Here is a 22,155-nt window from a genome sequence, read left to right as displayed (position 1 = left end):
TGCATCCTTACGATCTCACAGTCTAGCCCGCTGGCCAGCCCGACGCCACCCGGGGTTTATTTGCACTGCAACATGAAGCTCTCCCCCCACGCCCTCGAACTCGCCCAAACCCTGGTGCGCATGAACACCGTCAGCCACCACTCCAACCTGGAGCTGATCCATTTCATCCGCGACTATCTGGCCAAGCTGGGCGTAGCCAGCCGGCTGACCTTCAACGAAGACAAGACCAAGGCCAACCTGTTTGCCACGCTGGGCGAAGGCAAGCCCGCCGGCATCATCCTGTCGGGCCACACCGACACCGTGCCGTGGGACGGCCAGGACTGGACCATGGACCCGCTGAGCGCGCTGATCAAAGACGGCCCCGAGGGCCCGAGCTTGTATGGCCGCGGCAGTGCCGACATGAAAGCCTTCATCGGCATCGCCGTGTCGCAGGCCGAGCAGTTTTTAAACAGCAACGCACCCTTTGCAGTGCACCTGGCGTTCAGCTACGAAGAAGAGATCGGCTGCTTTGGCGTGAAGGAACTCATCGCCGATCTGAAGGGCGCAAACATCAAACCCCTGGCCTGCATCGTGGGCGAGCCCACCAGCATGGTGCCCGCCATCGCCCACAAGGGTGTGTACCGCTACAAGTGCTGCGTGCGCGGCAAGGAAGCGCACTCTTCGCTCACGCCCTACTCGGTCAACGCCATTGAAATGGCCGCTCGCGTGGTCAGCCGCCTGCGCGACATGGGTGAGGGCTTCGAGCGCGAGGAGCCTCGCTTTGAAGGCTTCGATGTGCCGTTCTCGACCACCAGCGTGGGGCAGTTCCACGGCGGCATCGCCGACAACGTGGTGCCGCGCGACGCGGAGTTCCGCTACGAATTCCGCGACCTGCCCACGGCCAACGCCGCGCAGATGCAGTCAGAGGTGGTGGCGTACGCCAAATCACTGGAGCCGCGCATGCAGCAGGTCGCGCCTGCGGCCGGCTTCTCGTTTGAAACCATCTGCGAGATCCCGAGCTTTCTGGGCAGCAAGGACGACCCGGTGACGCGCCTGGCGCAGACCCTGTCGGGCGAAAAGAGCACCACCCTGGTCGCCTTCGGCACCGAAGCCGGCCTGTTCAAGAACGCTGGCATCTCCACCGTGGTCTGCGGCCCCGGCAGCATCCAGCAGGCGCACCAGCCGGATGAATACGTGAGCCTGGCGCAGCTGGCGCGTTGCGAGGCCTTCATGCAGGGGTTGGCGCGCACCACGTCCATCGACTGACCTGGAATGGCTACGGGGTTATCGGTACGCCAGCCCCATCGCAGGCCCCTGGCGCGGCCCCGCCAGGGCCCCCGTGGAACTGGCTTTGCCAGGCTACCGGTGGCGCCCCTTGTGGGGAAGACACGAAGCGCGGCTCAGGGGGGGTATCAAGTCCTGACGCGGCCGTCGCCCGTCAGCATCGACATCTCGACAAAATGCGACGCCGCATGGTCGTTGGGGCCGTAGGACACCTGAAAACCCGAGATGGTCTGCGTTCCCAAACCTTCGAGCCCGCCAATCAGGCTGTCGCGCGTGATCTTGCCGTTGCCGTTGGCCTGGCGCAGGCCTTCGGTGAAGACGCGGGCGGCCACGTAGCCTTCCATGCTGGAGTAGTTGGCCTGGACCTTGTCGCCGCCTTTCTTGATGGCCTCCAGGAACTCGCGCGTGATCTGGCGCGAGGGCTGGTAGGGCGAGGGCACGACCTGCGACACCACCACGCCGGCGCCGTCCTTGCCCAGCTCGTCGGCCAGGGCCTGGGTGCCTACGAACGACACGTTGTAGAACGTGCCGCCAAAACCCGCCTTGCGGGCAGCGCGCACAAACGCCGCGCTGCCGGCGTACGCGGCGATCTGCACCACGGCGTCGGGCTTGGCGGCCACGAGTTTTTCGGTCGCAGCCTTCACGTCCACCGAGTTGCGCTCCACCGTGGCCGTGGCCACGGGTGCCAGCTTGAGCTCGGTCAGGGCCTTGGTGACGCCGTCCAGCCCCGCTTTGCCGTACGCGTCGTTCTGGTAGAAGACCGCGATCTTCTTGAGGCCCAGGTTGGTGAGCTGGCGCACGATCAGCGCGGTTTCCTCGTAGTACGAGGCGCGCACATGAAAGATGAGGCGGTTGAACGGCTGGCGCAGCGCCTCGGCGCCGGTAAACGGGCCAAAAAACGGTACCTTGGCCTGGGTGAACAGCGGCAGGGCGGCCAGGCTGGTGGGGGTGCCGATGTAGCCGAACAGCGCAAACACTTCGTCCGCGATCAGCTTCTTGGTGTTTTCGGCGCAGCGGTCGGGCTCGTAGCCGTCGTCCATGGTGCGGATTTCCACCGTGCGCCGGCCCACGCCGCCCTGGGCATTGAGCTGGTCGAAAAACAGCTTGGCGCCCAGGTTGAACTGCAGGCCCAGTTGGGCGGCCGGGCCGGTGAAGGCGGCGGACTGCCCCAGCACAATGCGGCCTTCGCCCTGCGCCTGCGCCACCTGAAAGCCGCCCAGCGCAGCCGCGCCGACGCCGATGGAAAACTGCCTGCGCCCCAATGCTGTTTGCTTCATGGTGAAATCTCTCTTCTTGTCAAACACAACGAGGTTGACCCCTCGACGCTGCCGGTGAGCAGCCTGCTGGAAAAACGGCGCGCACGATTTTTTGTTGTGACAGGAGATATGCACGCCATTTCCAACGTTTCGGCAGTTTAACGATCGCTCCACACATGTCTACGCCTTCCGCCACGATTTCGCCGCCAGCTATCCCCGTCCAGGTGCGTGGCGCCTGCCCCCATGACTGCCCCGACACCTGCGCGCTGCTGACCACGGTGGAAAACGGTGTGGCCACCCGCGTGCAGGGCAACCCTGCGCACCCGCACACCGACGGCGTGCTGTGCGCCAAAGTGAGCAAGTACACCGAACGCAGCTACCACCCCGAGCGTGTGCTCGCCCCGCTCAAGCGCACGGGCGCCAAAGGCAGCGGCCAGTTTGCCCCGGTGAGCTGGGACGAGGCCCTGGCCGACATCGCCCAGCGCCTCAAGACCATCGCCACCCGCAACCCCGAGGCCATCCTGCCCTACAGCTACGCTGGCACCATGGGCATGGTGCAGGGAGAGAGCATGGACCGCCGCTTCTTCCATCAGCTGGGCGCATCGCTGCTGGACCGGACCATCTGCGCATCGGCCGGGGCTGAGGCGCTGACGCAGACCCTGGGCGGCAAGGTGGGCATGAAGGTGGAGTTCTTCGCCGAATCGCAGCTCATCCTGATCTGGGGCAGCAACTCCATCGGCAGCAACCTGCATTTCTGGCGCTATGCGCAGCAGGCCAAGAGGAATGGCGCCAAGCTGGTGTGCATCGACCCGCGCAAGAGCGAGACCGCCGACAAGTGCCACGAGCACATCGCCCTGCGCCCCGGCACCGACGCCGCGCTGGCCCTGGCGCTGATGCACGAGCTGATCGCCCACGACTGGCTGGACCACGACTACATCGCGCGCCACACGCTGGGTTGGGACCAGTTGCGCGAACGCGCCCTGCAGTGGCCGCCCGAGCGCGCTGCCGAGGTCTGCGGCATTCCGGTCGAGCAGATCCGCCAGCTGGCCCGAGACTACGGCACCACCCAGCCCGCCGCCATCCGCTTGAACTACGGCATGCAGCGCGTGCGCGGCGGCGGCAACGCGGTGCGCGCCGTGGCCTGCCTGCCCGCCCTCACCGGCGCCTGGCGCCACCGCGCCGGCGGCTTGCTGCTGTCCAGTTCCGGCCAGTTCCCCGCACAGCGCGCGGTGCTGCAGCGGCCCGATCTGATGCCCCAGGCGGCCTCAGGGCGCGTGCCGCGCACGATCAACATGACGACCATCGGCGACGACCTGCTGCGCGAAGCGTCGCCCGCCTTCGGCCCGAAGGTCGAGGCCGTGGTGGTCTACAACAGCAACCCCGTGGCGGTGGCCCCGGACTCGGGCAAGGTGGTGCGGGGCTTTGCGCGCGAAGACCTGTTCACCGTGGTGCTGGAGCACTTCAAGACCGACACCGCCGACTACGCGGACTACATCCTGCCCGCCACCACGCAGCTCGAACACTGGGACGTGCACCTGTCGTACGGCCACACCGACGTGGTGCTCAACCGCCCCGCCATCGAGCCGCTGGGCGAGGCCCGCAGCAACGCCCAGATCTTCCGCGACCTGGCCGCGCGCATGGGCTTTGCCGACCCCTGCTTTGCCGACACCGACGAGGCACTGTGCCGCCAGGCCTTTGGCGATGCCGTGGACTACGCGCTGCTCGAATCCCAGGGCTTTGCCACCATAGCCATTCCCGATGCGCTGTTTGCCGAGGGCAACTTCCCGTCACCGTCGGGCAAGTGCGAGTTCTACAGCGCCCGCCTGGCCGCCCAGGGCCTGGACGGCCTGCCCGACCACCTGCCCAACTACGAGTTGCAGGGCACCGACGCACGCTACCCACTGGCCATGATCTCGCCGCCCGCGCGCAACTTTTTGAACTCCACCTTCGTGAACGTGACGAGCCTGCGCAACATCGAAGGCCGCCCGCTGCTGGAGATCCACCCCGACGACGCCGAAGCGCGCGGCATCGCCAACGACGCCGTGGTGCGCGTGTTCAACGACCGCGGCAGCTACCTGTGCCACGCCACCGTCTCCCGCCGCGCACGGCCCGGCGTGGTCAACGGCCTGGGCATCTGGTGGCGCAAGCTGGGGCTCGATGGGACGAACGTGAACGAAGTGACAAGCCAGGCACTGACGGACCTGGGGCGGGCGCCGACGTTTTATGACTGCCTGGTGGAGGTGGAAGCTGTGCAGGCGCCGGCCACCGCCGTGGCCGGGGCGCCGCTGTCGGCTGCACCGTTGGTTTAAGTCGCAGCCGCCCCGCAGCAAATTGCTATTTATTTAATAGCTGTTAGCGCTTATGGATTAAGCGCTGGCGGCCATTTTGACTTGATTTTTCTGGTACAGCCGGTGTCCGCACCACTCGCGGCCGCTGCGGGGGTTGCCCGCGCGTTCCAGCGCGCCCACTAAATTTTGCAAACGCCCCTCTTGAAAACCTGCGCGCCGATTCCAGTTCAGGAACCGGAAGCGCTGGGGACCTCAAGCACAACGCCTTCGGCGCTCCGTTTTGTAGTTGAACCACTTACGGAGGTTTCGCCATGTACCGATCCCTGTTCCCGCGCGACGTGTTCGCCGAGATGGATCGCCTGCAACGCGAGATGCAGCAGGCCTACGATCTGTCTCCCACCATCCGCGGCTTGGCCCGCAACGGCTTTCCCGCCATCAATGTCGGCGGCACGCCCCAGAGCATCGAGATCTACGCGTTTGCGCCAGGCGTCGACCCGGCCACGCTCGAAGTGAACCTGGAGCGCGGGCTGCTGAGCATTGCCGGCGAGCGCAAGAGCCCGCTGGCCAGCGCCGACGCCAAGGCCACGGCGCACATCAATGAGCGTTTTGACGGGCGCTTCCGCCGCGCGATCACCCTGCCCGACGACGCCGACCCCGACGCGGTCGATGCGCAGTTGCGCGACGGCGTGCTGCGCATCTCGGTGCAGCGCCGCGCGTCGGCCCAGCCGCGGCGCATTGCCGTGCAGTGACCGGCACGCCAGACATCCCAGAGAAAGGACACCCCACAAGGAGCATTGCCATGCGCAACGATGTACAGACTTCACAACGCACCTCACCAGGCACCTCCCCCAGCACCCCAGAGCGCCAGGACACTTCGCGCTACAGCGACGCGACCCTGACCCCGCCCGTGGATGTGATCGAGGACGCCAACGGCATCACGCTGTATGCCGACCTGCCGGGCGTGAACCGCGACAAGCTCCACCTGCAGGTCGAGTCGGACACGCTCACCATCGAAGCCCAGGCCGACATCAGCGTGCCCGAGGGCCTGACGTCCAGCCACACCGAAGTGGGCCTCGCGCGCTTTCGCCGCGTGTTCACGCTAAGCAAGGAACTCGACACCGAACGCGTCTCTGCCGAGTTGGCGCAAGGCGTGCTGACGCTGCGCATTCCAAAGGCGCAACACGCGCAGCCACGGCGCATCGAGGTGCAGGCGGCCTGAGGGCCAGAGGCAACCTGCCCGCGCCGCAGAGCGCTGCCCATGCCTTATGGCGTGGTGGCGCTCTGCGCGTTCAGGGCCAGGAAGTGGTGCACCACGGGCCGCTCCGCCCCCTGATGAAACCGCAGTGCCTCCGCCTGCAGGTCCGCATCGGCCTTCGACACGCGGTGGTGCTGGCGCAAATGTTCGGCCCAGGACTCGACCAGGAACCACTCGATCACGCGGCCCGGCTCGCCGGTGTGTTCGGCCACGCCCCACGCGTAGGCGCCGTCGCGGCGGCGTTCCTGGGACAGGTGCTGCATGGCCTGCAGGAAGGCGGGCAGGTCGGGTTTGGCGATGCGGTATTCGATCTGCACCATCACCGGCCCGCGGTCGTGCGCCACGGGTTCGGCTAGCAGGGGCTCGGGCCAGTGGTTGGACGGCTGCAGGTCGGCCTCGCCGGTGGGCAGCTTCACGCGGTGAAAAATAAGCGACGCCACCACCAGCCCGGCTGCGCCCATCAGCAGCGTGACCGGCAAGCCGGCCTGCCCCGCGATGAGGCCCCAGCCCAGGCTGCCGGCGGCCATCGCGCCGTTGAAGACCATGAGGTAGATGGCCAGGCCTCGGCCGCGCACCCAGTTGGGCAGCACGGCCTGGGCCACGCTGTTGAGGGTGGTCAGCGCGATGATCCAGCCCAGGCCCAGCACCAGCATCAGCGCCACGGCGGCCCACTGGGGCGGGGCCACGTTCAGCACGCCCATGACGGCGGCGGTGAGCAGGGATGCCAGCAGCACTAGGCCGTCGGTGTCGAGCCGCTTGCGCAAACGGGGCAGCAGCACGGCGCCCAAAATGGCGCCCGCGCCCACGGCGCCCAGCATCACACCGTAAAAGCCTGCCGAGCCGCCCAGCATGCGGCGCGCCACTAGCGGCAGCAGCGCCCAGACGGAGCTGGCAAACAGAAAGAACACGGCCGCGCGCAGCAGCACCACATGCAGTTCGCGGCTGGCGCGGGCGTAGCGCACGCCGGCACGGAAGGCGCCGAAGAACTGCTCGTTCAAACCCGACGCCTCGGCTTGGGGGCGCTTCCACCACAGCAGCGCGGCGATCACGAACACATAGCTCAGCACGTCCAGGCCGTAGGCCATCGCCGCGCCGAAGCTGGCCAGCAGCAGGCCGCCCACCGCCGGGCCGATGGCGCGTGCGATGTTGATGCCCAGCGAGTTGAGCGCCACGGCGCTCTTGAGCTCGCTGCGCGGCACCAGCTCGGGCACGATGGACTGCCAGGTGGGGCCCATGAGCGCAGCACCGATGCCGCCCACGAAGGTCAGGGCCACCAGCCACTCCACCGTCAGCGTGTGGGTGTTGGCCAGGATGAGCAGCGTGCCGCTGACGGCCGCGAGCAGCACCTGCACGCCGATGAGGAAGCGGCGGCGGTCCAGGATGTCCGACAGCACGCCCGCTGGGATGGCGAGCAGAAAGACGGGCAGCGTGGCGGCGGTCTGGATCAGCGCGACCGCGGTGGGACTGGAAGAGAGCTCGGTCACCATCCAGGCGCTGGCGACGTCGCGCATAAAGCTGCCGATATTGCCCAGCACGGTGGCGGCCCAGAGCACCGCGAAGACGGGGATGGCCAGCGGCGCGAAGCTGCCGGATGCGACGGGTGCCGCAGGTGCGGGCGCTGCAGCAGCAGAGGTGTGGTGGTGGTGATCGTGTGGGTTATCCGGCATGGTGGCCTCCGAGGTCGTGCCAGGCGACGAGCAGCATGCCGCCCACCAGGCCCCAATGTTCAAAAAATGCGTTGGCGCTGCGCTGTCGATCAGCCGGCGGCGCGGCCCAGAAGCGGTCTGCCAGCAAGGCGGCAAGCACGGTGAAGCCCGCCAGGGCCAGCGCCCCGATCCAGCGGTACCAGCCCGACAGGATGAGCGCCGAGGCTCCGAGCTGCAGCACCAGCGTGGCAGCAGCGATGGGCGCGGCGGGCGCGAGGCCGAGCGAGCGCACCTCGGACACGGCGCCCGCAAAGTCGCGGGCCTTGCCAATGCCGCCCTGCAGGTACGCGGCGCACAGGCACAGCAGCGCCAGCGTCTGCACCCAGGGCGCGGTGGCGGCGGTTTGCAATGCGTGCTGCACCGTCACACCGCCCAGCAGGCGCAGCCGAGCGCACCCCAAAAGCCCTGCAGGTCGGACACGGGCAGCTTGCTGCTCCAGGCCGCGGCATGGGCGTGGCCGTGCAGGTTGCAGTTGCTGGCACAGCCGCAGTTCGCCGCCGCGTTGCGCAGCACGGCCTGCAACGGCGCACCGTCCGGCCCTCCCGGGGCGCCCCAGGCGCCATAGCCGCCGAAGGTGCGCACGGGCGACCAGTCGGGCATGGCGGGCGGCGGGGCCGCGTCGTCAAAGCGCGCGAAGTCGCCCACGCCATAGACCACCTTGCCGCCCACCACGGTGAGCAGGGCCGTGGTGTCGGCGATGTCGGACTCGGGGCAGGCAAAGAAGTCGCGATCGGGCACGACGAGGTCGGCCAGCTGGCCCGCTTCGATGCGGCCCTTCTTGCCTTGCTCGTTGCTGAACCAGGTGACGTTCTCGGTCCACATGCGCAGGGCCTGGTCGCGGGTGAGGCAGTTGCGCTGCGGGGTGAGCTGCAGGCCGCCCACCGTCTTGCCGGTGACGAGCCAGGACAGCGACACCCAGGGGTTGTAGCTGGCCACGCGGGTGGCGTCGGTGCCGGCGGACACATTGACGCCCTTCTCCAGCATGCGCTTGACCGGGGGCGTGGCCTCGGCCGCCGCGGCGCCGTAGCGCTCGACGAAGTACTCGCCCTGGTAGGCCATGCGGTGCTGCACGGCCACGCCGCCGCCCAGGGCGGCGATGCGGTCGATGGACTTTTCCGAGATGGTCTCGGCGTGGTCGAAGAACCAGTTCAGGCCGGCCAGCGGCGTGTCCTGGTTGACATTCTCGAACACGTTGAGCGCGCGCTCGATGGTCTCGTCGTAGGTGGCGTGCATGCGCCAGGGCCAGCGGTTCTGCGCGAGGATGCGCACCACCTCTTCCAGCTCGCCTTCCATGCCGGGCGCGAGCTCGGGCTGGGGCTGGCGGAAGTCCTCGAAGTCGGCGGCAGAGAACACCAGCATCTCGCCCGCGCCGTTGTGACGAAAGTAGTCCGTGCCCTGCTTGTACTGCGAGGTGGCCGTCCAGTTCAGGAAGTCTTCCTTCTCGTGCTGGGGCTTTTGCGTGAACAGGTTGTAGGCCAGGCGGATGGTGAGCTGGTCGGCATCGGCCAGCTCCTGGATCACGTCGTAGTCATCCGGGTAGTTCTGCATGCCGCCGCCTGCGTCGATGGCGCCGGTCACGCCCAGACGGTTGAGCTCGCGCATGAAGTGGCGCGTGGAGTTGACCTGGTAGTCGTGCGGCAGCTTGGGGCCCTTGGCCAGCGTGGCATACAGGATGGCCGCATTGGGCTTGGCCAGCAGCAGGCCCGTGGGATTGCCCGCGCTGTCGCGCACGATCTCGCCGCCGGGCGGCGCGGGCGTGTCCTTGCCGTAGCCCACGGCGCGCAGCGCGGCGCCGTTGAGCAGCGCGCGGTCGTACAAATGCAGGATGAACACGGGCGTGTCCGGCGCCACGGCGTTCAGCTCGGTGAGCGTGGGCAGGCGCTTTTCCACGAACTGGTGTTCGGTGAAGCCGCCCACCACGCGCACCCACTGCGGCGCGGGCGTCACGACCACCTGGGCTTTGAGCATGGCCATGGCGTCGGCCAGGCTGCGCACCCCGTCCCACCGCAGCTCCATGTTGAAGTTGAGACCGCCACGGATGATGTGCAGGTGGTTGTCGATGAGCCCCGGCAGCACGCTGCGCCCGCCCAGGTCGATGACCCGCGTACCCGCACCGGCCAGCGCCATCACCTCGAGGTCATCGCCCACCTTGGTGAAGCGCCCTTGCGCAATGGCGACCGCACTGGCCGTGGGGTTGGCGCGGTCCAGCGTGGTGAAGCGCCCGTTGCGCAGGATGAGGTCGGGGGTTTGGGCGGGTTGTGTCATGGTCTTCTGGCTTCGAAATTTCAGCAATGGCAGAGCGCAAAAAGGGTGCAGCAGCCGTAGCGAGCGGCCGAAGCCTGCGCCGAGGACCGCAACCGTACTCTCGTACGGTGAGGACCACAGGTGCGGGATCGGGTCGCGCAGTAGGCCAATGCACCCTTTTTTAGCCTTCGTGGGCGTTGAACATGGTCTTGGCGTAGGTGATGCCCAGGCCATAGCCGCCGCCGAACTTCTTGGCGATGCCCGTCGTCATGTCGTACGTCTCGCCCCGCGCCCAGTCGCGCTGCAGCTCCAGCAGGTACTGCAGTGCCGTGATGGGCCGCGCGCCGGCCTGCGCCATGCGTTCCATGGCGCGGTTGTGGGCTTCGGCCGAGATGTCGCCGCTGGCGTCGGCGATCACGTACACCTCAAAGCCCTGGTCCAGCGCCGACAGCGCCGGGCCCACGATGCACACGCTGGTCCACAGGCCGGCCAGCACGATGCGGGGCTTGCCGATGGCGTTGACCCGGGCGATCACGGCCTCGTCTTCCCAGGTGTTCATGGAGGTGCGGTCCAGCAGGGCCTGGCCGGGGAAGGGTGCGGTCACTTCCTCGAACATGGGGCCGCTGAAGCTCTTCTCAGCCACGGTGGTGAGGATGGTGTCCACACCAAACCCTGCGGCCGCGCTGGCCACCAGGCCGGCGTTGGAGCGCAGCGTGATCGCATCGATGGAGTGCGTGGCAAAGGCCATCTGCGACTGGAAGTCGATCATGACCAGGGTGTGGTCGTCGGCGTTCAGCAGCGAGGCGCCGGGCTTGGCGTAGGCGACGGGGCGGGCGGCGGTGGCTTTGGCAGTCGTGGTGTTGGCGGTGGTCATGGTGAGCTCCCTGGAATTTTGAAGATGAGGTAGTAGGTCGAGAGGAACAAAAACGAGACGAGGCAATGCGGCGGGCCGGGGCGCAGGGGATGGGCGGCATCGCCCCCCCACCTGCGCCTCAGGGCTCCCCATTCGCTCAGTGCGCTCAATGCGGCATCGTGGGCAGCTCGTTGGGCCGCAGGTCGAACACCAGCACCTCGGCGTCTTCGCCGTTGGCAAAGCGCAGGGCCCCGGCGTCGCGGATGCGGGCGCCGTCGCCTTCGGACAGGCGCTCGCCGTTGACCTCCAGGCTGCCGCGGGCCACGTGCACATACACGTTGCGGCCCGGGCCCACGTCCAGATCGGCCGACTCTTCGCTGCCGTCGAACAAGCCGGCGTAGACCCGGGCGTCCTGGTGCACGGCCAGCGAGCCGTCGGCGCCTTCGGGCGAGATGATCTGGCGCAGGCGGCCGCGCTTGTCGGCCTCGCTGAAGTGCACCTGCTGGTAGCGGGGTGCGGCGCCGCGGGCACCAGGCACGATCCAGATCTGCAGGAAGTGCACGGGCTCTTCGCCCGAGTGGTTGAACTCGCTGTGGCGCACGCCGGTGCCGGCGCTCATCATCTGCACGTCGCCAGGGCGGATGACCGAGCCGGTGCCCATGGAGTCTTTGTGCTCCAGCGCGCCTTCCAGCACGTACGAGAAGATTTCCATGTCGCGGTGCGGGTGGGTGCCGAAGCCCTTGCCCGGGGCCACGCGGTCGTCGTTGATGACCAGCAGGTCGGAAAAGCCTTGCTGGTGGGCGTCGTGGTAGTGGCCGAACGAGAAGGTGTGGCGCGAATGGAGCCAGCCGTGGTTGGCGTTGCCGCGGTGTTGGGCTTTGCGGATGTCGAGCATGGTGTCTTCCTTTCAATGTCTGTCGATGAATTTCACACTGGGTGTCCGGTTTGAAATCTGCCCGATTTCATTGGGCTTCAGTGCTGCGATGGATGAAGTATCCGGCGCATGGCGGGGCATCAGGTTGAAAGGTTTGGCATTCAATCATCGATAATTTCGATGATTAAAATTTCGGGCCTTTTGCCATGCTGAAACTCTCCCTCGAAGCCATCGAACTGGTGGATGCGATTGCCCGCTACGGCTCGTTCGCGGGCGCCTCGGAGCGGCTGCACAAGGTGCCGTCCACCATCTCTTACGCCGTGGGCAAGCTCGAGGAGCAACTGGGCCTGGCCCTGTTCACCCGCAACGGGCCGCGCGTGGCGCTCACGCCCGCGGGGCACGAGCTGCTCAAGGAGGGCCGCTGGCTGCTGGCCTCGGCGCGGCAGCTCGAATCGCGCCTGCGGCAGATCGCCACCGGGTTCGAGTCCGAGCTGCGGCTGGTGCACGACTCGCTGATACCCACCAGCGCGTTCAACGAAGACATCGCGGCCTTTGAGGGGCTGAACTGCGGCACGCGCCTGCGCATCGGCTGCGAGGCACTGACGGGCACCTGGGAGGCGCTGCGCGACGGGCGCGCCGACATCATCGTGGCGGCGGGCGAAGGCCCCGCCGGCGGCGGCTACAAGGCCGTGGCGGTGGGCAGCCTGGACTTCGTGTTCTGCGTGACCGCGTCGCACCCGCTGGCGCGCATGGGCCGGCCGCTCACGCGCAGCGATCTGCTGGAGCACACGGCCGTGGTGGTGGGCGACGGCGCGCGCACGCTGTCGGACCGCACGGTAGGCCTGCTGTCGGGCCAGCGGCGCATCACCGTGCCGTCGATGCAGGCCAAGATCGCCTGCCAGGCCGCCGGGCTGGGCCACGGCTTCGTGCCGCGCGCCTGCGTGCGGGTGGAGCTGGAAAACGGCATCCTGGTGGAGGTGCCGGTGGAAGAGCCCCGGGCCGATGAGACCTTCTGGCTGGCCTGGAAGCCCGAGCACCGGGGCGAGGCGCTCAAGTGGTGGTGCGAGCGGCTGGCCAGGCCGCTGCTGCCCGGGATCCTGCCATATTGAGATGAAACACCCCCTGAGTCGCTTCGCGCCTTCCCCCTCTCTCTACGCGCTGCGCGCTACGGGAGGGGGACGCTCCCAGCACTGCGGGGCGGCCCTTGTGCGGGAGCACTGGCTTGGGCAGCGCCAGTTTCAAGCATCGCGGGGAACGCGCTGCGCCTTGGATAACAACTGAAGCGGCGCTACGTAGCGACTTCCGCCATAGACGATACTTGGCTTTGCCATATTGCTATTATATTTATAGCAAAAAAGTATTAATCAACAAGCGGTAGCGGCCATTTTTAGTCAGAACGCCGCCGCCCACGTTCCTCGCTCATTTCAACTGCTGCGCGAAGAACTGCACCACCTCCGCCTCCAGCACCGCGTGGTAGGCCACCCGGTCGAAGCCCGCCGGGTTGGCGGCGGCGTCGCCTGCGTCGGACGGCAAGCTCTGGACAGGCTGGGCCATGAAGGCGAAGTGACCTGCGCCGGGCACGGTGTCCGCCTGCGCGGTGGTCAGATTGGCTGCCACCAGCCCGCCGTGGTACTTGCCCGTCAGCACGGCGTCCTGCTCGGCCACGCGCAGCAGCACCGGCACGGTGACGGCTTTCAGACTCTCGGGGGTGAACACCACGGCCATGGGTGCCAGGGCGACGATGGCGCGGATGCGCGGGTCGGGCACGGAGACCAGGGCGCCGTCCGGCACCACGTTGGCGGGCGCGGCCGTGTTGGCAGCGGCGGTCGGCTGCGGTGCCTTGGGGCCCTGGGCCAGGCCGCAGAAACCGGGGTCGTCCTGCACGCTGCGGCAGTGCTGAGCGGCGCGGGCGGGCTCGGCCTGGGCGCCGGCCAGGGCCAGCACGGTGTAGCCGCCGGCCGAATGGCCCAGCGCGCCGACGCGGCCTGCGGGGATGCGGGCGCCCCACTCGGGGCTGGCCAGCAACGCGTCGAGCACGCGGCTGACTTGGCGCGGGCGCTCGCCGAAGTAGCGGCCCGAGGTGATCATGGAGCGGTCCTGCCAGTTGTCGCCGGGGTGGCGCACGGCGGCCACCAGGTAGCCCTCCGCCGCCAGGCGCGTGGCCAGGTTGTGGTGCGCGAGTTCATTGCCGCCCGTGCCGTGCGACACCAGGATCAGCCCCTTGAGCGGCTCGGCCGACACCGGCGCGCCCAGGCCGACCACCGGGCGCCAGGGGCCCAGCTGCACCACGCCCGCGCTGCGCACGGTGGGGTAGAACAGCGCGACGTTGATAGGCTCGTCGCCCGGCACGACCAGGGTACGCAGGCCGGCGTGCTGGGCCGATGCGGCGCCGGACAACGTGGCCAGCGCCAAGAACGCGGTGGCCGCCACGGGCCGGACGTGCCGCGCCGCCCACCGCAGGGCGAGGGAAAGAAGAGCAATGAGGAGGATCACGGTGCGCCTTTCGTCTTGGAGTGCCAGGGGCCGCGACCGTGGGGTGATGATCGGTGCGGCATGGCGGCACTGTAGGCACCGCGGACCGGCAGGGGCAGCGGCATGCGACGAAATGCAAGGGCGTGGCGCGAAACGGCAGGCGAGGGGCGCGAGCCGTGCGCTGGGTTGGCGGGTGGTGGCCCGTGCGGGTGGCCGGCTTCCCAGCCACCCCGTGGGCGTCAACCCAGCGCTTTGAGCAGCGCCTGCGCCGCCGGCTCCGACGACGCCGGGTTCTGTCCGGTGATCAGCAGCCCGTCGGTGACCACGTGCGGCTGCCAGTCGGCCTGCTTTGTATACAGTCCGCCGTGCGACATGAGCATGTTCTCCACCAGGAAGGGCACCACATCCGTCAGGCCCGCAGCGGCCTCCTCGCCGTTGGTGAAGCCCGTCACGTTCTTGCCGCGCACCAGCGGCGTCCCGTCTGCCGCCTTGACGCCGCGCAGCACGCCGGGCGCGTGGCATACGGCAGCCAGGGGTTTGCCAGCGGCCAGGGTGGCCTCGATCAGGGCGATGGACTGCGTGTCGTACGCCAGGTCCCACAGCGGGCCGTGGCCGCCGGGGTAGAACACGGCGTCGAACTGGGCCGCGTTCACCTCGGACAGCTTCAGGGTGCTGGCCAGGTACGCCTGGGCGGCGGCATCGCTTTTGAAGCGGCGCGTGGCATCGGTCTGCGCATCGGGCGCATCGCTCTTGGGGTCCAGCGGGGGCTGGCCGCCCTGGGGCGATGCCAGGGTCACCTCGGCCCCCGCATCCTTGAACACGTAGTACGGGGCGGCAAACTCTTCGAGCCAGAAGCCGGTTTTCTTGCCGGTGTCGCCCAACTCGCTGTGGGACGTGAGAACCATGAGGATGTGGGCCATAGCGATCCCTTTCTGGGGGTGAGTGAAACGTAAAGCCGCTCACCGTACCCGCAATCCGCGCAGATGCGCCTGGTGCGGCGCAGGTTGCGGCGTTGGCTTACAGCGCGGCTTCGAGAATGCGCCGGCTGACGGCGGGCGTGATCTCGCGCTGCTCGCCCAGCTGCAGCATCCCGTGCGCCTCCAGCTGCGCCACCACGGCGCCCACGGTGTCGGCGCCCAGGCCGTAGCCCGACAGGCGCGTGGCGATGCCCATGCTTTCAAAGAAACCGCGCGTGCGGTCGATGGCGGCGGTGATGCGCTCGTCGTCGGTGCCGGTGGTGATGCCCCACACGCGCTCGCCGTACTGCAGCAGCTTGGCGCGCTTCGGGCCCCGGCGCTCGTGCAGCAGCGCGGGCAGCACGATGGCCAGCGTGCGCGCGTGGTCGATGCCGTGCAGCGCGGTCAGCTCGTGGCCGATCATGTGCGTGGCCCAGTCCTGCGGTACGCCCGCGCCGATCAACCCGTTGAGCGCCATGGTGGCCGTCCACATGAGGTTGGCGCGGTCGTCGTACACGGGCTCGGGGGAGGCCAGCAGGCGCGGGCCGATCTCGATCAGCGTCTGCAAAATGCCTTCGGCAAAGCGGTCCTGCACGGGCGCGTTGACCGGGTAGGTGAGGTACTGCTCCACGGTGTGCACGAAGGCATCGACCACGCCGTTGGCCAGCTGCTGGGGCGGCAGGGTGTAGGTCTTGGTGGGGTCGAGCACCGAGAACACCGGGTAGGTGTGGTTACTGCCGAAGGCTAGCTTCGCCCCCTTGGCGCGGTGCGTGATGACACCGCCGTTGTTCATCTCGGAGCCCGTGGCGGGCAGCGTGAGCACGGCGCCGAAGGGCAGCGCGGCGGTGACGTTGCGGCCGTGCTTTTCCAGGATGGCCCAGGGGTCGCCGCCTTCGAACTTGACGGCCGCGGCGATGAACTTCACTGCATCGATCACCGAGCCGCCGCCCACCGCGAGCAGAAAGTCGAACCCGCCCTCACGGATCTGCGCGACGGCCTTCATCGAGGTTTCGTAGCTGGGGTTGGGTTCGATGCCGCTGAAGGTGGCGTGCTGGCGGCTGGCCAGCGCCGTGCGCACCTCGGCCAGCGTGCCGGTCTTCTCGGCGCTGGCGCCGCCCACCAGGATGAGCACCTTGGCGGCGGCGGGCACGAGCTTGTCCAGGTCGGCGATGCGGCCCTGGCCGAAGGCGATGTGGGTGGGGTTGTGGAAGTCGAAGTTCAGCATGGCAGTCCTGTCAATCCTTGGGTGGGGTGCGCATTGTGTCGCTGGCGGTCCTGGCTTGCCGGTCGCCTTGGCAACAACACGGCAAGGCCCGGGGGCACTTCGGGACGGCCCTGCGATGGCGGGCGAGCTGTGGTTACCGCCAACACCCCCCAGCGCTCAAGCTCTGCCCTCTCACCCCTGACGACCTATCGCACTACCACCAACACCACGAACCCCAGCAGAAACAAGATCGCCAGTGCCACCACGCCTGCGCTGCCTGCCGTCAAGACCTTGACGAGCAAGGCCCACGCGCCGCCCTGCGCGCCATGGCGGCGCAGGGCGCTCCAGCCCCGCAGCAGCAGGACGAGCGTGACGCACAGAGTGAACAGCAGCATGCCAAAAGCCATCGCCACGCAGTCCAGGCCAAACGTGCCGCAGGCCATGGACTGTCCAAAACCGCTGGCCATGGCCACCGAAGCGCCCAGCCCCACGGCCAGCGCGCCCCACCCCGCCCATACCGAGCCGGGCACGCGAAACGCTGAAGGGGTGACATGCGCCATGGGTCAATCCTTGGCCGACTGCCATTGCAGCGCCGGGTCGGTGAATGCGGGCTGCCACAGGTCGGCATAGACCGGGAACGCCTGCCTGCGGGTCTCGTCCGATTCGAGCTCGACCGATGCATCGTCAAGCCCGCGCACGCTCCAGTCGGCCAGCACGGCGTAGCGCCGCTGCGCGGTGTCGATCAGCACCGTGTGCAGGGCGTGGGTTGTGCAGGCCACATAGCGCCCGGCTGGGCTAACAAAAAAGTAGTCCACTTGGCCCGGCGCCAGGGCGGCCAGTGGCAGGGCACCGCGCAGTGCGTCGGTCCATTCGGACGGGGCGGGAACGGGCATGGGGAACAGGAGCTTTGTAGGGATGGGATGTCGCGCCGCGATGCTGGGGCGAGCGGTGCTGACTGTAGCTGCACCGGCGCGGGTAATGCCCAGGCTGCAGTACAGATCCGCTTTCTGACTGCGCGCACCGCAATCTCAACGCCGTCTGCACGAGGAGTAGCGCTGCCAGCCGCCTGCCCCGATCAATCCTCAGCGCCGCGCGCCGCGCCATCGATATGGCCCCCGTACCCCGGGCCCGCAGGTGTCTGCCCCTGCAGCCCCTGCAACCGCTCCGCCATGAAGTCCCGCAGCGCTCGCACCAGCGGCGTGATCTGGTGGCGGCTGGGTGCCACTAGGTACAGCGGCACGGCTTCGGTCGCAAAGCCCGGGCACAGCGGCACCAAGCGCCCGGCGGCCAGGTCGTCGGCCACGTCGAAATACGACTTGTAGGCGATGCCCCGCCCGAGCACGGCCCAGCGGCGCACGGCGTCGCCGTCGTTGGCCACGTTGCGGCTGCGCACGCGCACCAGCACCTCCTGGCCCTCCGGGTCCCAAAAACGCCAGCGGTCGTGCACGTCGCCGCCGAGCATGAAGCACAGGCATTCATGCTCGTCCAGCGCCTCTGGCGAGTCGGGCGCGCCGTGGGCCTGCACATAGGCCGGTGCGGCGCACAGCACGCGCCGGTGGTCGAGCGCCAGCGGCAGCGCCACCAGGCCCGAGTCCTGCGGCTTGCCGTAGCGAAAGGCCGCGTCCACCGGCTCGCTGTAGACATTGGCCACGCGGTCGGACAGCTGCAGGCGGATGTCGACGCCCGGGTGCTCCGACTGGAATGCGTCCAGCCACGGCAGCAGCACATTGCGCCCCAGGTCGGACGGCGCCGCCAGCTGCAGCGTTCCTTCGAATGCACTGGCGCGCCCGCCCTGCAACTGGCCGCGCACCTGGTGCAGCGCGGCCAGCGCGGGGCGGCAGTGTTCGAGAAGCAGCTCGCCTTCCTGCGTGAGCCGCAGGCTGCGGGTGGACCGCACGAAGAGCGCCACACCCAGCTCGGCCTCCAGGCGCTTGAGGGCGGCGCTGGCCGCAGCGGGCGTGAGATCCAGCGCCCGCGCGGTGGCCGACAGGCTGCCGCTGCCGACGGTGCGCACGAAGATGTCGAGGTCTTGCAGGCTTTTCATGGGGTGGGGGCGTGGAAGATGGTGTGGTGGCGGTGCTTGCAGGGAGCGCGCAACTGAATCGGTGGTGGTGTCGGTGCTGGTGGACCGGCGTGCGCGGGACACAACCGCATTGCCATCTTCAAATTTTCCTTGAAGATTGATTCAACCGCGCAGGCATTTGCACCCGCAGCCGGAAGACCGACCATTGGTGCACCGTTTGTTCCACCCAGAAAGCACCCTCCCATGAAAGCCATCGGCTACACCCACCCCGGCGCCATCGACCGCCCTGACGCCCTGCTCGACATCACCCTGCCCGACCCCGTGGCCACCGGCCGCGACCTGCTGGTGGAGGTGCATGCCGTATCGGTCAACCCCGTGGACACCAAGGTGCGCAACAGCAGCGCGCGCAGCGGCGACGGCCCCGACCACAAGGTGCTGGGCTGGGACGCCAGCGGCATCGTGCGCGCCGTGGGCCCGGACGTAACACTCTTCCAACCCGGCGACCGCGTCTGGTACGCGGGCTCCATCGCCCGCCCCGGCACCAACAGCCAACTGCACCTGGTGGACGAGCGCATCGTCGGCCACGCCCCGAAGTCGCTGGACTTTGCCGAAGCCGCCGCGCTGCCACTGACCACCATCACCGCGTGGGAGCTGCTGTTCGACCGCCTGGGCGTGGCGCCCGGCAAGCAGCCGACCCACAAGACGCTGCTCATCATCGGCGCGAGCGGCGGCGTGGGTTCCATCCTCACGCAGCTGGCAGCGCGGCTGACCAGCCTCACGGTGATCGGCACTGCGTCACGCCCCGAAACACAGCAATGGGTGCGCGATCTGGGCGCCCACCACGTCATCGACCACAGCAAGCCCCTGACGCAGGAGCTGGCCCGCATCGGCCACCCCACGGTGGACATCATCGTGAGCCTCACGCAGACCGACGCGCATTTCGACCAGATCGTCGAGGCCATTGCGCCGCAGGGCCGGTTCGCGCTGATCGACGACCCGGTGTCGCTGGACGTGACCAAATTCAAGCGCAAGTCGGTGTCGGTGCACTGGGAGCTGATGTTCACACGCGCGCTGTTCGGCACCGACGACATGATCGGCCAGCACCGGCTGCTGACCGAGGTGGCGCAACTGGTGGACGCGGGGCTGATCCGCACGACGCTGGACCAGCGGTTTGGTGCCATCAACGCCGAGAACCTGAAGCGCGCGCACGCGCTGATTGAAAGCGGCAAGGCCCGCGGAAAGCTTGTGCTGGAGGGGTGGAACTGACGGGGCGCCCCATGCGGTGAGCGGCCGCCGCATTAGCTTGCGCATTTTTGCCCCTTGCCATAAATACTGTATACAACTACAGTATTTGCTGTGCATGAAGAGAGCAGAGACGTGCACGCCATAACCAAAGGATTCCCCTCAATGATTGACCACATGACTTTCCGCGTGACCGACATCGGCCGCGCCAAGGCCTTTTACGGTGCAGCCCTTGCACCCCTCGGCTACAGCCTGTGTTTTGAAGGCAACTACGGCTCGAACATGCTGGGCTTTGCCTACCCCGATGCGTCGGAGCCCGACGGCAAAAAAGCCGATGTGTGGTTTATCGATGGCCCTTCTCCGTATGGCGGCCCACCAGCCACCACGGGCTGCCACCTGGCTTGGCGGGCAGCAAACCGGGCGCAGGTGGACGCCTTCTACGCCGCAGCCATCGCCGCTGGCGCCAAGGACAACGGAGCCCCCGGCCTGCGGACCGACTACCACGAGCACTACTACGGCGCCTTTGTTATCGACCCCGAAGGCAACAACGTGGAAGCGGTGTGCCACCTGCCGGAGTAGGCAGGCACAGGGCAAAATCGGCGGCGCGAACGGCACCCACCCGGAAAAGAATCTGCCATGAACCCCGACGAGAGAATCGCAGAGAGGCGCCCGCGCAGGAAGGAGCCGCTCTACCGCAAGGTGAACACCACCGCGTACCGTGTGCACCACGGCCGGGGTGGCGACTTCAGCGATGGCCGCAATGCGCGGGCCACCCAGTCCGATGAAGCGGTGCGCAGCCCCATGCACGGGCGCCGCCAGCTTGGGCTGGACTACACACCGCTGTTCAGATTCCTGATCTCGAAGGCGGGCGCACAGTGGGACGGCGTGTACAGCGAGGCGCTGGCGCGGCTGGACCGCCCCGACCCGATCTTCTGGCTGGTGGCGCGGCGCCCGCACGAGCGGCGGCGGTACGTGCTGGTCGGTGAATCGAGTTACTACAACGGCCTGTACGTGGATGACGCAGGGGTGCTGCAGTTGGTAGACCGGGTGGTCGGCCCGTCCAGCCTGGTGCCCCGGTGCCAGTGCTGCACCCACACCTTCAATGGCACGCCGTTTACTCGACCGTTCGCGGGTTTTTATGCATCGCTGGACCCGGATGCGGACGACAACGACAACGACAAAGATTAAAAAACCGGCGACGACGTAGTTGTGCCGCCAATCCCACTACGGTATTGGCTTTGATGCTGCGCACGCAAACCGGAGACAGGCCCCGGTTTGCGCGGCGCACCGTCGTCAGTCCAGCTTCACCCCGGCCGATTTGATGATCTCCCCCCAACGCTTGGATTCCGCCCGCGCCATGGCGCGGAACTGCTCCGGCGTGCCGGGCAGGGCTTCCATGCCGAAGTCGGCCATGCGTTTGACCACGGCGGGGTTGAGCAGGGCCTTGTTCAGGTCCGCATTTAAACGTGCGGTGATGGCCGCTGGCAGGCCGGCGGGCGCCAGGATGCCCTGGAACGCGAACACCTCGGTGTTGGGCACGCCGGCTTCGGCCAGCGTAGGCACGTCGGGCAATGCGGACACGCGCTTGGCCGAGCCGATGGCCAGGGCGCGCACCTTGCCCGAAGTGATCACGGGCAGGCCGGCGGCCAGGTCCAGGAACATGCAGGGCACCTGTCCGCCCATCACGTCCTGCAGCGCGGGTGCTGCGCCGCGGTAGGGGATGTGGGTGAGGAAGGTTTTGGTGCGGTTTTTGAACATCTCCATCGCCAGGTGGTGCGGCGAGCCGTTGCCGGGCGATGCGTAGTTGAGCTTGCCGGGGTTGGCGCGCGCATAGGCGAGGAAGTCTTTGAGCGTCTTGGCTTCGAAGGCCGGGTGCACCACTAGCGCCAGCGGAAAGCGGCTGATGCCGCCCACGTAGGTGAAGTCTTTTTCGGGGTTGAACGGCAGCTTGGTGAACAGGTGCTCGTTGTAGGCCAGGATGGCGTTGTCGGCCGACATGAAGGTGTTGCCATCGGGCTTGGCTGTGGCCACAGCCTGGCCGCCGATGTTGGTGGACGCGCCGGGGCGGTTGTCCACGATGATCTGCTGGCCCAGGGTTTGGCGCATGGCTTCGGCTACGGTGCGCGCCAGCACGTCGGTGCCGCCGCCGGCTGGGTACGGCACGACCCAGCGCAGGGGCTGGTCAGGCCAGGCGGATTGGGCAGCGGCCCAAGGGGCGGCGGAGGTGGCGCCTGCGGCTGCCAGGGCGGACAAGAGGGTTCTGCGTTGCATGGGGTGCCTCCTAGAGATTACTATTAATTTGATAGCTATTAGCGCTTTACTAGCAAGCGGTAGAGGCTGTTTTTATTGATATTTTGCACCTGCTGCGGGAGGCTGGGGGCTGAACACGGTGTTCCATCGCTCGGCCCCGGCTTCGACAGGCTCAGCCCGAACGGGTGAGGGGTGGGCTGGCAGGCGCGACCTGTAGAACGAGCGGTGCGCGGGGCCCGCCCTGCCGGACAAGGCCGCTGCACATGCGC

The 22,155-nt window shown here is 67.8% G+C and carries 21 protein-coding genes; 8 read left to right on the top strand and 13 right to left on the bottom strand.

Features of this window, described 5'->3' with window-relative positions; genetic code table 11:
• Nucleotides 1-72: 72 nt before the first annotated feature.
• Entirely contained in the window at nt 73-1,245 is a 1,173-nt protein-coding gene (gene argE / locus ACSQ3Q_RS02685; protein WP_436132876.1) for an acetylornithine deacetylase, read from the top strand.
• A 146-nt stretch (nt 1,246-1,391) separates the two neighbouring features.
• Here argE and ACSQ3Q_RS02680 read toward each other — a convergent pair whose 3' ends face one another.
• Nucleotides 1,392-2,540 (bottom strand): ABC transporter substrate-binding protein, encoded by a 1,149-nt coding sequence (locus ACSQ3Q_RS02680; protein WP_436132875.1) that lies wholly within the window; start codon nt 2,538-2,540, stop codon nt 1,392-1,394.
• 155 nt (nt 2,541-2,695) lie between these two features.
• Here ACSQ3Q_RS02680 and ACSQ3Q_RS02675 point away from each other — a divergent pair, with 155 nt between their 5' ends.
• From ACSQ3Q_RS02675 to ACSQ3Q_RS02665, 3 genes are all read left to right on the top strand, one after another.
• Nucleotides 2,696-4,828, top strand: coding sequence for a molybdopterin-containing oxidoreductase family protein (locus tag ACSQ3Q_RS02675; RefSeq protein WP_436132874.1), 2,133 nt, complete (start codon nt 2,696-2,698; stop codon nt 4,826-4,828).
• Between the two features lie 290 nt (nt 4,829-5,118).
• On the top strand, nt 5,119-5,556 hold the full coding sequence (locus ACSQ3Q_RS02670; RefSeq protein WP_436132873.1) for an Hsp20/alpha crystallin family protein: 438 nt from the start codon (nt 5,119-5,121) through the stop codon (nt 5,554-5,556).
• A 50-nt stretch (nt 5,557-5,606) separates the two neighbouring features.
• On the top strand, nt 5,607-6,026 hold the full coding sequence (locus ACSQ3Q_RS02665) for an Hsp20/alpha crystallin family protein (protein ID WP_436132872.1): 420 nt from the start codon (nt 5,607-5,609) through the stop codon (nt 6,024-6,026).
• Between the two features lie 44 nt (nt 6,027-6,070).
• Here the strand turns inward: ACSQ3Q_RS02665 and ACSQ3Q_RS02660 are convergent, their stop codons facing one another.
• From ACSQ3Q_RS02660 to ACSQ3Q_RS02640, 5 genes are all read right to left on the bottom strand, one after another.
• Nucleotides 6,071-7,729, bottom strand: coding sequence for an MFS transporter (locus tag ACSQ3Q_RS02660; RefSeq protein ID WP_436132871.1), 1,659 nt, complete (start codon nt 7,727-7,729; stop codon nt 6,071-6,073).
• Complete coding sequence (locus ACSQ3Q_RS02655) at nt 7,719-8,117, bottom strand: DoxX family protein (protein WP_436132870.1); 399 nt, start codon at nt 8,115-8,117, stop codon at nt 7,719-7,721. The genes ACSQ3Q_RS02660 and ACSQ3Q_RS02655 overlap by 11 nt, the downstream gene beginning before the upstream one ends.
• 14 nt (nt 8,118-8,131) lie before the next feature.
• Complete coding sequence (locus tag ACSQ3Q_RS02650) at nt 8,132-10,033, bottom strand: amidohydrolase (protein ID WP_436132869.1); 1,902 nt, start codon at nt 10,031-10,033, stop codon at nt 8,132-8,134.
• Nucleotides 10,034-10,193: 160 nt separating this feature from the next.
• Complete coding sequence (locus tag ACSQ3Q_RS02645) at nt 10,194-10,886, bottom strand: hydrolase (protein ID WP_436132868.1); 693 nt, start codon at nt 10,884-10,886, stop codon at nt 10,194-10,196.
• 145 nt (nt 10,887-11,031) lie between these two features.
• Nucleotides 11,032-11,760: a pirin family protein gene (locus ACSQ3Q_RS02640; protein WP_436132867.1), complete on the bottom strand. Its 729-nt coding sequence runs from the start codon at nt 11,758-11,760 to the stop codon at nt 11,032-11,034.
• Between the two features lie 185 nt (nt 11,761-11,945).
• Here ACSQ3Q_RS02640 and ACSQ3Q_RS02635 point away from each other — a divergent pair, with 185 nt between their 5' ends.
• A complete protein-coding gene (locus ACSQ3Q_RS02635) occupies nt 11,946-12,848 on the top strand; it encodes a LysR family transcriptional regulator (RefSeq protein ID WP_436132866.1) in 903 nt (300 codons plus the stop codon).
• A 310-nt stretch (nt 12,849-13,158) separates the two neighbouring features.
• Here ACSQ3Q_RS02635 and ACSQ3Q_RS02630 read toward each other — a convergent pair whose 3' ends face one another.
• The 6 genes from ACSQ3Q_RS02630 to ACSQ3Q_RS02605 form a co-directional block, all read right to left on the bottom strand.
• Nucleotides 13,159-14,232 carry an alpha/beta hydrolase family protein gene (locus ACSQ3Q_RS02630; RefSeq protein WP_436132865.1) on the bottom strand — a complete coding sequence of 358 codons (1,074 nt, stop codon included), beginning with the start codon at nt 14,230-14,232 and terminating at the stop codon, nt 13,159-13,161.
• 218 nt (nt 14,233-14,450) lie between these two features.
• Nucleotides 14,451-15,131: a type 1 glutamine amidotransferase domain-containing protein gene (locus ACSQ3Q_RS02625; RefSeq protein WP_436132864.1), complete on the bottom strand. Its 681-nt coding sequence runs from the start codon at nt 15,129-15,131 to the stop codon at nt 14,451-14,453.
• A gap of 97 nt (nt 15,132-15,228) precedes the next feature.
• Nucleotides 15,229-16,392 carry an iron-containing alcohol dehydrogenase gene (locus ACSQ3Q_RS02620; RefSeq protein WP_436132863.1) on the bottom strand — a complete coding sequence of 388 codons (1,164 nt, stop codon included), beginning with the start codon at nt 16,390-16,392 and terminating at the stop codon, nt 15,229-15,231.
• Nucleotides 16,393-16,577: 185 nt separating this feature from the next.
• On the bottom strand, nt 16,578-16,931 hold the full coding sequence (locus ACSQ3Q_RS02615; RefSeq protein WP_436132862.1) for a hypothetical protein: 354 nt from the start codon (nt 16,929-16,931) through the stop codon (nt 16,578-16,580).
• Between the two features lie 3 nt (nt 16,932-16,934).
• Complete coding sequence (locus tag ACSQ3Q_RS02610) at nt 16,935-17,264, bottom strand: hypothetical protein (RefSeq protein WP_436132861.1); 330 nt, start codon at nt 17,262-17,264, stop codon at nt 16,935-16,937.
• A gap of 182 nt (nt 17,265-17,446) precedes the next feature.
• Nucleotides 17,447-18,415, bottom strand: coding sequence for a LysR substrate-binding domain-containing protein (locus tag ACSQ3Q_RS02605; protein ID WP_436132860.1), 969 nt, complete (start codon nt 18,413-18,415; stop codon nt 17,447-17,449).
• Nucleotides 18,416-18,637: 222 nt separating this feature from the next.
• Between ACSQ3Q_RS02605 and ACSQ3Q_RS02600 the strand changes: the two genes are divergently transcribed.
• From ACSQ3Q_RS02600 to ACSQ3Q_RS02590, 3 genes are all read left to right on the top strand, one after another.
• On the top strand, nt 18,638-19,660 hold the full coding sequence (locus ACSQ3Q_RS02600) for a zinc-binding alcohol dehydrogenase family protein (protein ID WP_436132859.1): 1,023 nt from the start codon (nt 18,638-18,640) through the stop codon (nt 19,658-19,660).
• Between the two features lie 141 nt (nt 19,661-19,801).
• Nucleotides 19,802-20,215 carry a VOC family protein gene (locus ACSQ3Q_RS02595; protein ID WP_436132858.1) on the top strand — a complete coding sequence of 138 codons (414 nt, stop codon included), beginning with the start codon at nt 19,802-19,804 and terminating at the stop codon, nt 20,213-20,215.
• A gap of 57 nt (nt 20,216-20,272) precedes the next feature.
• Entirely contained in the window at nt 20,273-20,824 is a 552-nt protein-coding gene (locus tag ACSQ3Q_RS02590) for a hypothetical protein (protein ID WP_436132857.1), read from the top strand.
• 105 nt (nt 20,825-20,929) lie between these two features.
• On the opposite strand, the gene ACSQ3Q_RS02585 is transcribed toward ACSQ3Q_RS02590, so the two are convergent.
• A complete protein-coding gene (locus ACSQ3Q_RS02585; protein ID WP_436132856.1) occupies nt 20,930-21,907 on the bottom strand; it encodes a Bug family tripartite tricarboxylate transporter substrate binding protein in 978 nt (325 codons plus the stop codon).
• Nucleotides 21,908-22,155: the final 248 nt, after the last annotated feature.

Origin of the sequence: Acidovorax sp. LjRoot129, from assembly GCF_964253765.1 — a bacterium.
Taxonomy (GTDB): domain Bacteria; phylum Pseudomonadota; class Gammaproteobacteria; order Burkholderiales; family Burkholderiaceae_C; genus Acidovorax.
This window is presented reverse-complemented; position numbering and strand designations above follow the sequence as displayed.